This is a genomic window from Cedecea sp. P7760 (assembly GCF_013386425.1).
In the GTDB taxonomy this organism is placed as follows: Bacteria; Pseudomonadota; Gammaproteobacteria; order Enterobacterales; family Enterobacteriaceae; genus Cedecea; species Cedecea selenatireducens.
Genome location: NZ_JACARU010000030.1, coordinates 44,628 through 56,221, shown reverse-complemented (window position 1 = coordinate 56,221; position 11,594 = coordinate 44,628). Strand labels below are relative to the sequence as shown.

Annotated in this window: 8 protein-coding genes and 1 riboswitch; of the genes, 2 read left to right on the top strand and 6 right to left on the bottom strand. The window is 57.1% G+C overall.

The annotated features are described in order from the left end of the window. Positions 1-99 precede the first annotated feature (99 nt). A complete protein-coding gene (gene djlA, locus HX778_RS12625; protein WP_038475641.1) occupies positions 100-912 on the top strand; it encodes a co-chaperone DjlA in 813 nt (270 codons plus the stop codon). 30 nt (positions 913-942) lie between these two features. Here the strand turns inward: djlA and rluA are convergent, their stop codons facing one another. The 3 genes from rluA to polB all read right to left on the bottom strand — a co-directional run bounded on the left by rluA (position 943) and on the right by polB (position 7,227). Beyond that, the gene (gene rluA, locus HX778_RS12620) at positions 943-1,602 is read right to left on the bottom strand and encodes a bifunctional tRNA pseudouridine(32) synthase/23S rRNA pseudouridine(746) synthase RluA (RefSeq protein ID WP_038475639.1); all 660 of its coding nucleotides are present in this window, start codon (positions 1,600-1,602) and stop codon (positions 943-945) included. A 135-nt stretch (positions 1,603-1,737) separates the two neighbouring features. Continuing rightward, the gene (gene rapA / locus HX778_RS12615) at positions 1,738-4,644 is read right to left on the bottom strand and encodes an RNA polymerase-associated protein RapA (protein ID WP_176982186.1); all 2,907 of its coding nucleotides are present in this window, start codon (positions 4,642-4,644) and stop codon (positions 1,738-1,740) included. Positions 4,645-4,866: 222 nt separating this feature from the next. Beyond that, positions 4,867-7,227, bottom strand: coding sequence for a DNA polymerase II (polB, locus tag HX778_RS12610; RefSeq protein ID WP_176982185.1), 2,361 nt, complete (start codon positions 7,225-7,227; stop codon positions 4,867-4,869). Between the two features lie 209 nt (positions 7,228-7,436). On the opposite strand from polB, the gene HX778_RS12605 reads away from it, so the two are divergent. Then, a complete protein-coding gene (locus HX778_RS12605; protein WP_176982184.1) occupies positions 7,437-8,204 on the top strand; it encodes a DedA family protein in 768 nt (255 codons plus the stop codon). Here HX778_RS12605 and thiQ read toward each other — a convergent pair. From thiQ to thiB, 3 genes are read right to left on the bottom strand one after another with little or no spacing between them, the layout of a single operon-like run. Next, a complete protein-coding gene (gene thiQ / locus HX778_RS12600; protein WP_176982183.1) occupies positions 8,201-8,899 on the bottom strand; it encodes a thiamine ABC transporter ATP-binding protein ThiQ in 699 nt (232 codons plus the stop codon). The two genes, HX778_RS12605 and thiQ, sit on opposite strands and share 4 nt — an antisense overlap. Then, positions 8,883-10,493: a thiamine/thiamine pyrophosphate ABC transporter permease ThiP gene (thiP, locus tag HX778_RS12595; RefSeq protein ID WP_176982182.1), complete on the bottom strand. Its 1,611-nt coding sequence runs from the start codon at positions 10,491-10,493 to the stop codon at positions 8,883-8,885. The genes thiQ and thiP overlap by 17 nt, the downstream gene beginning before the upstream one ends. Next, on the bottom strand, positions 10,469-11,452 hold the full coding sequence (thiB, locus tag HX778_RS12590; protein ID WP_176982181.1) for a thiamine ABC transporter substrate binding subunit: 984 nt from the start codon (positions 11,450-11,452) through the stop codon (positions 10,469-10,471). The genes thiP and thiB overlap by 25 nt, the downstream gene beginning before the upstream one ends. A 31-nt stretch (positions 11,453-11,483) precedes the next feature. After that, positions 11,484-11,585: riboswitch (TPP riboswitch) on the bottom strand. Between the last annotated feature and the right edge of the window lie 9 nt (positions 11,586-11,594).

Below are 11,594 nucleotides of genomic sequence, written 5' to 3'. Positions count from 1 at the left end.
GTTAATCCAGCCCGTTAGCAGTATGCCGTTAGGCACCGCTATCAATGGCGGGTATGATAAAGCAAATTCTAGACGACAGCATGACGATTTGGGGAGTATATGCAGTATTGGGGAAAAGTACTCGGTGTTGCTTTGGGTTTAATCTCGGGCGGCGGCTTTTGGGGCGTGGTGATAGGTTTTCTTGTCGGCCACATGTTCGATAAAGCCCGCAGCCGTCGCGGGGCCTGGTTTGCTAACCAGCAGCAGCGCCAGGCGCTATTTTTTTCTACCACCTTTGAAGTGATGGGGCATCTCACCAAATCGAAAGGTCGGGTGACAGAGGCGGATATTCAAATTGCTTCTTTACTGATGGACAGAATGCAGCTTCACGGAGAGGGCCGCGCAGCGGCGCAGCGTGCATTCCGTGCCGGGAAAGAAAATAACTACCCGCTCAGAGAGAAAATGAGGCAGATGCGAAGCGTCTGTTTTGGCCGCTCGGACCTCATTCGGATGTTTCTGGAAATCCAGATCCAGGCCGCGTTTGCCGACGGTTCACTGCATCCAAATGAGCGTCAGGTGCTTTATGTGATAGCCGAAGAGCTGGGTATCTCTCGCGGCCAGTTCGACCAGTTCCTGCGCATGATGGAGGGCGGTCAGCAGTTTGGCGGCGGGCAGTATCAGCAATCCCAGGGCGGCTTCGCTCAGCAGCAAAGAGGGCCGACGCTGGAGGATGCCTGCAAGGTGCTTGGGGTAAAAAGCAGCGATGAACCAACGGTTATTAAGCGTGCTTACCGCAAGTTAATGAGTGAACATCACCCGGATAAGCTGGTGGCAAAAGGTCTGCCGCCTGAAATGATGCAGATGGCGAAGCAAAAAGCGCAGGAAATTCAGGGCGCATACGACCTGATTAAAACCTCAAAAGGGTTTAAATAGAAAAAGGCCTCTCAAATGAGAGGCCTTTCTTTAGAAGTCAGCCGGAGCTTTAAAGGTCATTGGCGTGCCGTAGCCTGGGTGCGTGATGGTCAGCATCTCGGCATGGAGTTGAAGCCTTGGTGCCATTGCCAGCGCCTCCGGCGTGGCGTAGAAGCGGTCACCGAGAATCGGATGCCCAAGCGCCAGCATGTGAACGCGGAGCTGGTGCGATCGCCCGGTAATCGGCTTCAGTTGGATACGGGCGGTATTATCCGCCGCGTAGTCCAGCACCTGATACCCGGTCTGCGCAGATTTTCCCGTTTCATAACACACCTTTTGCTTTGGCCGATTAGGCCAGTCGCAAATCAGCGGCAAATCAACCAAACCTTCTTCCGGCCGCGGATGGCCCCAAACGCGGGCTACGTACTGCTTTTTAGGTTCGCGTTCGCGGAACTGGCGCTTTAACTCCCGCTCTGCCGCCTTGGTCAACGCCACGACAATCACGCCGCTGGTTGCCATATCAAGCCGATGGACCGATTCCGCCAGCGGGAAGTCGCGCTGAATTCGCGTCATCACGCTGTCTTTGTGCTCCTCAAGACGCCCCGGAACGGACAGCAGGCCGCTTGGCTTGTTAACCACCATGATGTGCTCATCCTGATAAAGAATGACCAGCCAGGGATCAAGAGGCGGATTGTAAGGTTCCATCAGCATTTACTCTGCATCCTTCAAGCTGCAGCCGCGTTGGCTGCTCTCATGTATCCCAGTCACTTACTTAGTAAGCTCCTGGGAATTCTTTCTTTTGCCGCCTTGCTGCAACTCGAATGATTTGAGTAAAGCGACGCATATTTACTGGTGCGTCACGACAATCAGGCGCAGCGCGTCGAGACGCCAGTTAGCCTGGCTCAGGGCTTCCATCACCTGCTGGCGATTGGTTTCAATAGCCGCCAGCTCGTCGTCACGAATGTTAGGGTTAACGGCCTTCAACGCTTCCAGACGGGACAGTTCCGCGCTGAGCTTCTCATCCGCTTCTTCACGTGCCGCGTCGATCAGCGCCTGTGCCGCATCGGCAACCATCTCTTCCGCCACCTGCAGAATAGCGTGAACGTCGGACTGCACGGCGTTCACCAGCTTGCTGCCGGTATGGCGGTTAACCGCGCTGAGCTGGCGGTTAAAGTTTTCAAACTCCACCTGCGCCGCGAGGTTGGTGCCGTTTTTGTCCACCAGCATGCGCACCGGCGTCGGCGGCAGGAAGCGATTGAGCTGCAGCTGTTTTGGCGCTTTGGCCTCAACAACGTAAACCAGCTCCAGCAACAGCGTCCCGACCGGTAGCGCCTTGTTTTTCAGCAGAGACAGGGCGCAGCTGCCGGTATCACCGGAAAGGATCAAATCCAGGCCGTTGCGGATGATGGGGTGTTCCCACGTGACGAACTGCGCATCTTCGCGGGACAGCGCGACGTCGCGTTCGAAGGTGATGGTGCAGCCGTCTTCCGGCAGGCCCGGGAAGTCCGGCACCAGCATATGATCGGATGGGGTCAGAACCACCATGTTATCACCGCGATCGTCCTGGTTAATCCCGACGATGTCGAACAGGTTCATCGCAAAGCTAACGAGGTTGGTGTCGTTATCCTGTTCTGAAATGGCTTCAGCCAGCGCCTGCGCTTTTTCACCGCCGTTGGAGTGAATTTCCAGCAGGCGGTCACGCCCCTGCTCAAGCTGCTGCTTGAGGGCATCGTGCTGCTCGCGGCACTGTTTGATCAGGGCGTCAAAACCTTCGGTATTTTCCGGGGCAGCAAGATACTCGATCAGCTGCGGATAGACGCTGTCATAAATCGTGCGGCCGGTCGGGCAGGTATGTTCGAAGGCATCGAGGCCCGCGTGGAACCACTCCACCAGCACTGACTGAGCGGTTTTTTCCAGATAGGGAACGTGAACCTGGATGTCGTGTGCCTGGCCGATACGGTCCAGACGGCCGATACGCTGTTCCAGCAGGTCTGGGTTAAACGGCAGGTCAAACATCACCAGCTGGCTGGCGAACTGGAAGTTACGGCCTTCTGAGCCAATTTCGGAACACAGCAGGACCTGAGCGCCGGTATCTTCTTCCGCAAACCAGGCCGCGGCGCGGTCGCGTTCGATGATGGACATGCCTTCATGGAAGACGGCGGCACGGATACCTTCGCGCTCGCGCAGAACCTGCTCCAGCTGAAGCGCCGTCGCGGCCTTGGCGCAGATGACCAGCACTTTCTGAGAGCGGTGGCTGGTCAGGTAGCCCATCAGCCATTCGACGCGCGGATCGAAGTTCCACCAGGTGCCGGTATCGCCTTCGAACTCCTGATAAATCTGCTCCGGATACAGCATGTCGCGGGCGCGATCCTCCACGGATTTACGCGCGGCCATGATGCCGGAAACTTTAATCGCCGTCTGATACTGCGTGGGCAGCGGCAGGCGAATAGTATGCAGCTCGCGTTTCGGGAAGCCCTTCACGCCGTTACGGGTGTTACGGAACAGCACGCGGCTGGTGCCGTGCCTGTCCATCAGCATGGAGACCAGCTCCTGGCGCGCGGCTTCGCTGCCATCGCGGTCGCTGTTGGCGGTTTGCAGCAGGGGCTCGATATCCTGCTCGCCAATCAGTTCACCCATGGTATTCAGCTGCTCGTCTGTCAGGCGATTGCCCGCCAGCAGCAGGGCGACGGCATCGGCAACCGGGCGATAGTTTTGCTGCTCTTCAACAAACATCGCAAAATCATGGAAGCGGTTTGGATCCAGCAGGCGCAGGCGCGCAAAGTGGCTTTCCATACCCAGCTGTTCAGGCGTTGCGGTCAGCAGCAGGATGCCGGGTACATGCTCGGCAAGCTGTTCAATGGCCTGATATTCTCGGCTTGGCGCGTCTTCGCTCCACACCAGGTGGTGGGCTTCATCGACGACCAGGAGGTCCCATTCCGCTTCGCACAGATTTTCCAGTCGTTGCTTATTGCGGCGCACAAAGTCCAGCGAGCAAATCACCAGCTGTTCGGTATCAAACGGGTTGCTGCTGTCGTGCTGGGCTTCCGCGTAGCGTTCATCGTCAAACAGGGCGAAACGCAGGTTAAAGCGGCGCAGCATTTCTACCAGCCACTGATGCTGCAGGGTTTCTGGCACCACAATCAGCACGCGCTCGGCGCTACCGGCCAGCAATTGTTGGTGGATTATCATCCCGGCTTCAATGGTTTTACCCAGCCCGACTTCATCTGCGAGCAGAACGCGCGGAGCGTGGCGACGACCGACGTCGTGGGCGATGTTCAGCTGATGTGGGATCAGGCTGGTGCGCATCCCGCGCAGGCCGCTCCAGATCTGGCGAGATTGTTCGCTTTGGTACTTACGCGCGCGAAAACGCAGGGCAAAACGGTCCATACGGTCGATTTGCCCGGCAAACAGACGGTCCTGCGGCTTGCTGAATACCAGCTTGCTGTCGAGGAATACTTCACGCAGCAGAACGTCTTGTTCTTCGGTATCGAGACGCGTGCCGAGGTAGGCGAGTAAACCCTTTTCTTCCTTAACTTCATCAACTTTCAGCTGCCAGCCTTCATGGCTGGTAATCACATCGCCCGGGTTAAACATGACGCGGGTGATCGGGGAGTCATTTCTGGCGTACAGACGATTTTCACCCGTTGCCGGGAAGATCAGGGTGACCATACGCGCATCCAGCGCCACCACGGTTCCCAGTCCCAGTTCGCTTTCGGTATCGCTGATCCAACGTTGACCAAGTGTAAAAGGCATAAGTTTTCGGCTCTATTTCAGTGACTTAAATTTGCAGGCAATAGCATGGCAACCGCGCACAGGTGGCGCAGTTGTTTAAAATTGGGTCTAAGGATTCGAAGAAAGGGCGCTATGGTACTGGATGGCAACGGATTCGTCACGCACTCGTCATGCTTCAAATTACGGCGGCGTGGGCTGCCCTCTCTTAGCGCCTTGCCGTAAGCTGAGTTATGTACAGTATTTTTAAAATAGCCCCATTTGTCCCGTCATCAGTGTAGCAAAGTCATCCTCAAGGAAGGGTAAAATCCCTTCGGCAACGGGCTGTAGCTGACGCGTCAGATAGTGGTCATAGTCCAGCGGAGACTGCTGATAATCAACCGGTTCCGGGCCGCTCATGGTCATGACATATTTTATCGTGCCACGGTTTTGGTATTGCGCTGGTCTGCCCAGCCGCTGGTTATGCTCATCGGCAAGCCTTGCCGCGCGGACGTGCGGCGGAACGTTTTTCTGGTATTCGCTCAGCGGGCGACGCAGCCGTTTACGGTAAATTAGCTGTGAATCCAGCTCGCCCGCCATCAGGCTGGTAATCGTGTCCCGGATGAAGTCCTGATAGGGTTCTCCGCGGAAAATCCGCAGGTAGAGCGTTTGCTGGAATTGCTGGGCAAGCGGCGTCCAGTCGGTGCGCACCGTTTCGAGCCCTTTAAACACCATGCGCTGCGCATCACCTTCCTGAATCATCCCGGCATAGCGCTTTTTACTGCCCTGGTCAGTTCCCCTGATGGTGGGCATCAGGAAACGGCAGAAGTGAGTTTCGTACTCAAGTTCAAGGGCGCAGTCCAGGTTCTGCGTGGTTTTCAGGTGCTCGCGCCACCAGCCGTTGACGTGCTCAACCAGCCTCTTGCCAATCTGTGCGGCCTCTTCTTCACCGTGGGCTTTTTTCAGCCAGACGAAGGTGGAGTCCGTATCGCCATAGATAACGTCGTAGCCCTGAGATTCAATCAACGCTTTGGTCTGGCGCATGATCTCGTGGCCACGCATGGTGATAGACGAAGCAAGCCGCGGATCGAAAAAGCGGCAGGCGCTGGTGCCCAGCACGCCGTAGAAGGCATTCATGATTATTTTGAGTGCCTGAGATAGCGGCTTGTTGCCGTGGCGTTTTGCCTCGTCCCGGCCATGCCAAATCTGGCTCACGATCTCCGGCAGGCAGTGTTTGTCGCGGGAGAACCAGCCGCCAATAAAGCCTTCAACGGCATGCGTAGCGTCTGGCTGAGCGGTGCCCTCGATGAGGCCGACCGGGTCAATTAAGAAGGTGCGGATAATCGAGGGGTACAGGCTTTTATAATCGAGCACCAGCACCGAGTCATACAGGCCTGGGCGCGAGTCCATGACGTAGCCGCCTGGGCTTGCCTGGGGCGGAACTTCACCCATATTAGGCGCAACGTAGCCCGCACGATGCATACGCGGGAAATAGAGGTGGCTGAACGCGGCTACCGAGCCTCCGTGCTTATCCAGCGGGAGTCCGTTGACCGTCGCGCGCTCCAGCAGGAAGGGCATCAGCTCGGTCTTGTGGAAAATACGCGTGACCAGCTCGCAGTCTTTGAGGTTATAGGTGGCCAGCGCGGGCTTGTCCTCGGCAAAGCGGCGGTCGATCTCATCCATCCTGTCCCACGGATTATCAATCGACTTTCCTTCGCCCAGCAGCTCACGGGAAACCGTTTCCAGGGAGAACGAGGAAAAGCTCCAGAACGCAGATTTCAGCGCTTCAATGCCGTCGATAATCACCCGGCCCGCAATCTGGGCAAAGAAAACGCCCTGCTTGAAGCCGTGCTCGCGCCATTCTAAAAGGCTGTTGCCCCGCCCTAAACGTAGCGGTACCTGGTAACGTTCCGCCATTTTTTGCAGCACGCGAAGGTCAAACTGCACCACGTTCCAGCCTATCAGCACGTCCGGGTCATGTTCGGCAAACCAGGCATTCAGTTTTTCTAACAGCAGCGGGCGGCTGGCGACGTATTCCAGCGTGAAATCCAGGCCACTGGCGTCGCCGTTTTCCGGCCCCAGCATATAGACATGGCGCTGCCCACAGCCTTCAAGGCCGATGCAGTAGAGCTCGCCGTGGCGGTTGGTTTCGATATCGAGAGACACCCATTTTAGCGGTGGGCGATATTCTGGTGCGGGCTTCAGGCGGGTATCAAGCAGCACGTCTCCCTGAGCATTACCGCTAAACCAGACCGGGGCGGTAATAAAGCGCTCCATCAGGAAACGCTCTGGAGGGCGAATATCCGCCTCATAGACCGTCACGCCGCCGTCACGCAGCAGTTTCTCCAGCCTCATCAACTGGCGGTGCTGCTGACAATACAAGCCGGCTACTGGCTGACGATGGAAATCTTTAAGTTCCAGAGGCGTAAGGCGAAACTGGCTTTCACTGGCCAGCAGGCGCTGAGCCTGAGCTAACTGCAGCTGGGGAATAAAGGCGACGGACTCCTGCGGCGGCAGACGCACCTTAAGCGGGCCATCGTCCGTGGCCAGCCAGAAATCGACTTCGGTACCGCGCGGGGTGTCTCGCCAGTGTCTGGTCAGCAGAAACCCCTGACGAGCTTGAGACACGCTGCATTCTCTCTCAGGAAAAGTGTTTCGATTATAGCGCAAAAGCCCGTGAGTTACTGCATTTATATACAGTATTGTCGGTGGTGCGTTGACGCAGAGTGCGAAAAGTCCGGAACTTTACCGTCTATTCTTTATTCATATAAATGAGACCTTGACGCCCATCACGTTAATTCTGGAGAATCGCCCGCTCGCTTACCGACGGAAAGCTTATGGAATCCTTGCTGGAACACTTTATTACACAGTCAGTTGCATATTCGCTAATCGCGGTGATGCTGGTGGCCTTTCTTGAGTCGCTGGCGCTGGTGGGACTTATCCTGCCGGGCACGGTGATGATGGCCGGGCTTGGTGCGCTGATCGGCAGCGGTCAGGTTAATTTTTATTATGCCTGGGGGGCCGGAATCGTCGGCTGCCTGCTGGGGGACTGGATCTCGTTCTGGCTTGGACAGCGCTTCAAAGGCCCGCTGCACCGCTGGTCCTTTATGAAAAAGAACAAGGCGCTGCTGGATAAAACCGAGCATGCCCTGCATCAGCACAGCATGTTTACCATCCTGGTGGGACGCTTTGTTGGCCCCACGCGCCCGCTGGTGCCGATGGTTGCCGGGATGCTGGATCTGCCGCTGGCGAAGTTTTTGCCGCCCAATATCATTGGCTGCCTGTTCTGGCCGCCGCTCTATTTTCTGCCGGGGATCCTCGCCGGGGCGGCGATCGATATTCCTGCTGACATGAAAAGCGCCAGCTTCAAATGGCTGCTGCTGGCGGTGGCGTTGCTGCTGTGGCTGGCCGCGTGGCTGTGCTGGCGCTGGTACCGCAGCGGCACACGTGGCACGGACCGCCTGACGCGCTTTTTGCCGCGTTCTCGTCTGAACTGGCTGGCACCGCTAATGCTGGTGGCGGGCGTGGGCAGTTTTGTGGCGATGTTGCAGCACCCTTTGATGCCGGTTTACTGGGATATTCTGTGGAAGGTGCTGTCGCACTAATTGCTGATGCCCAGCAGCGTCGAGGCGTTTGCCTCGCCGCTTAGCAGAGTGTCTGTCTCGCCGTCCCACGCGATACGCCCGTCTTTTACCACGATGCTGCGCCCGGCGATTCTGGCGGCATCTTCAATACTGTGGGATACCATCAGCAGCGTCATGTTTTGTTCCTGACAAAGCTCGTCGAGCAGCTGCAGCATCTCCTTACGTAGCGCGGGATCGAGCGCGGAGAAGGGTTCATCCAGCAGTAAAACAGGCTGCTGACGAACCAGGCACCGAGCCAGCGCAACACGCTGCCGCTGGCCGCCGGAAAGCTGAGACGGCAGGCGATCCAGCATCTCCGTCATCCCTACGCGTGCCGTTATCTCCAGCAGCCGCTGCTTCTGAGCCTCATTGAGCTTCATCCCCGGGTGCATTCCCAGGGCGATATTCTGCCGAACCGTCAGGTGGCTAAACAGATTATTTTCCTGAAAGAGCATGGAAACCGGGCGAGCCGAAGGTGGCGTCCGGGTATGCTCCACCCCGTTAATGATAATGCTGCCGCTCGCGGGCTGCAGAAACCCGGCAACCAGGCTCAACAACGTACTTTTCCCCGCGCCGCTCGGCCCAAGGATCGCTACGCGCTCACCCGCCGTAATCTTCAGAGAAAAACGCATCGGTAAGTGCTGGTACAGCCAGGTTACATCAGTCAGAGTTAGCATCTCGCCCCGGAAGTTTTTCAATCAAAGTAAACAGCATAAAACAAAGCAGCAGCAGGAGCAGCGCCGTGACCGCGCCGTCCTGGCTACGGTAGGATCCGATCTGCTGGTACAGCCAGAAAGGTAGCGTCCTGAAATCTTCGTTACCGAACAGCGCCACCACGCCGAAATCGCCAATCGACAACACGCAGGCAAAGGCCAGCGCCTGAGCTATCGGGCGTTTCAAAGCTTTTAACTCAATGAGCCTCAGACGATTAAAGCCCCGAATATCCAGCGACTGGCAAAGCTGCGAGTAGCGCTCGGCGACGTCGCGCATGGGATTTTCGAGCACTTTTTGGGCGTAGGGAATCGCCATCAGGGCGTTGGTAAAAATCACAATGCCATCGGCAGATTGCGGCAGGCCCACGGTATTATTGAGCAGCAGGAAGAAGCCGGTGGCGAGCACAATGCCCGGCATCGCCAGAATCAACATGCCGCTAAGCTCAATGGCCTGGCCGGCGAAAATACGATTGCGAAGCCGCAGCTCACGAGCGCTCCACAGCAGCATCAGGGTTAGCGTCACGCTAATCAGCCCGGCGGCAACGGCAATGCGCAGCGAAGTCCAAAGCGCGTTCCACAGTGCGGCCTGCTGCAGTACGTTGCCCATGCTGCCATTAATGCCGTCCACCATTACCGCCAACAGCGGCGGTAGAAGAAGAAGCAAGGCCACAAGGATAAGCAGGGCGTCACAGATCTTTCTGCGCAGAGAATCCTGCGGATCGCGCCAGCCCTGAAGCTGGCTTACGCCGACAGGAATTGCCTTGCTTAGCTTCTGGCTGAGCAGCACCAGGCCAAGGCAACATGCCATTTGCAGCAGGGCCAACAGCGCCGCTTTGGCCGGATCGTAGTCGTAGCTTAGCGCCTGAAAAATAGCGAGTTCGATGGTGGTCGCCTGCGGGCCGCCGCCCAACGAAAGCACGGTGGCGAAGCTTGCGAAGCAAAGCATGAAAATCAGCGCCCCTACCGGAAGTATTTGCCTGCGCAGCCAGGGCCATTCGACAAAACGGAAAAAGTGCCAGCCCTGCATATTCAGCTGAGCGGCAAGCTGGCGCTGCTCGGTGGGGATGTTATCCAGCGCCTGAAGCAGCAGGCGGGTCGCCATCGGCATATTAAAGAAAACGTGCGCCAGCAAAATTCCCTGCAGCCCATAAGGGGAGAAACGCCATTCCAGACCAAGCCAGCCGCTTAGCGTTGCCAGCCAGCCTTCACGCCCGTAAACGGAGAGAATGCCGAAAACCGCAACCAGCACCGGCAGAACCAGCGTCATGGCACAAAGCCGCAGCAGCGCCATTCGGCCAGGAAAACGGCGTCGGTACAGCGCCCGGGCTAAAAATATCGCCGGGAAAACGGAGAGTGCCGCAGAAAGAAACGCCTGCCAGAACGAGAAGCGCAGGACGTGCCAAAGGTAGCTGTCCTGCAAAAGAGCAAAGACATCCGTCTGCGGGGCGTTAAGCCACAGCGCCAGAAAAGCCGCCAGGGCTACCGCCACGATAAGCATCGCGGCAAATAGCCCTGGATACAGCCAGCCGGGTATTAGCGGCTGACGGCGCGTTGCCATTCATTAATCCATTCTGCGCGCTGGGTGGCGACCTGCTGAGGCGTAAATTCCAGCGTGGTTTTTGGTTTTACCAGCCCGTCGAAGCCAGCAGGCAGCGCCACGCTAGTGACCGGGTACATCCAGTTGCCGGTTGCAATGGTGTTCTGGAAACCAGGCGTGGTGATGAACTTAATAAACTTCTCGGCAAGTTCTGGCTGCTTGCTGTTCGCCAGTCGGCCTGCGACTTCAACCTGCAGATAATGCCCTTCGCTGAAGTCGGCCGCGGCGTAGTTGTCCTTCTTCTCTTCGATGATGTGGTAGGCCGGCGACGTGGTGTAGCTCAGCACCAGATCGGCTTCGCCTTTCAGGAACAGGCCGTAAGCTTCGCTCCAGCCTTTGGTTACGGTGACGGTTTTCTTCGCCAGCTTTTGCCAGGCTTCCGGAGTTTTATCGCCATAGACTTTTTGCATCCACAGCAGCAGGCCAAGCCCCGGCGTACTGGTGCGCGGATCTTCGTATATCACCTTCCATTTCTGGTCGCCTTCAACCAGCTCTTTCAGGCTCTTCGGCGGATTTTTTAGCTTGTTCTTGTCGTAAACGAAAGCGAAGTAGCCGTAGTCGTAAGGAACGAAGGTGCTGTTCTTCCAGCCGCCGGGCACCTGTAGGGCGCTGGTTTCGACGTTAGAAGGGGCAAACAGTTTGGTTTGCGAGGCCGCGTCCAGCAGGTTGTTATCCAATCCCAGCACGACGTCTGCTTTGCTGTTCTTGCCTTCCATGCGCACGCGGTTCAACAGCGAAACGCCATCTTCCAGCGCCACGAATTTCAGTTCGCAGTGACAGTCGGCTTCAAACGCTTTTTTCACCGCCGGGCCAGGGCCCCAGTCGGCGGCAAACGAGTCGTAGGTGTAGACGGTTAATACGGGCCTGGCGAAAACGGGCGCGGCAACCAGCGCCAGCAGCGGCAGAAATTTTTTGAACACTTTGCACCTCAATAAAAGGGGGCAAAGGAATTGAGCGGAGTGTCTCAAATCCCTTCGCCGGCGTTATCCGGATCAGGTTCGACGGGTATTATCTCAGCTCGGACAAACTGTCCTGGCACCCCGTTGAGCAGGAGGGATTCTA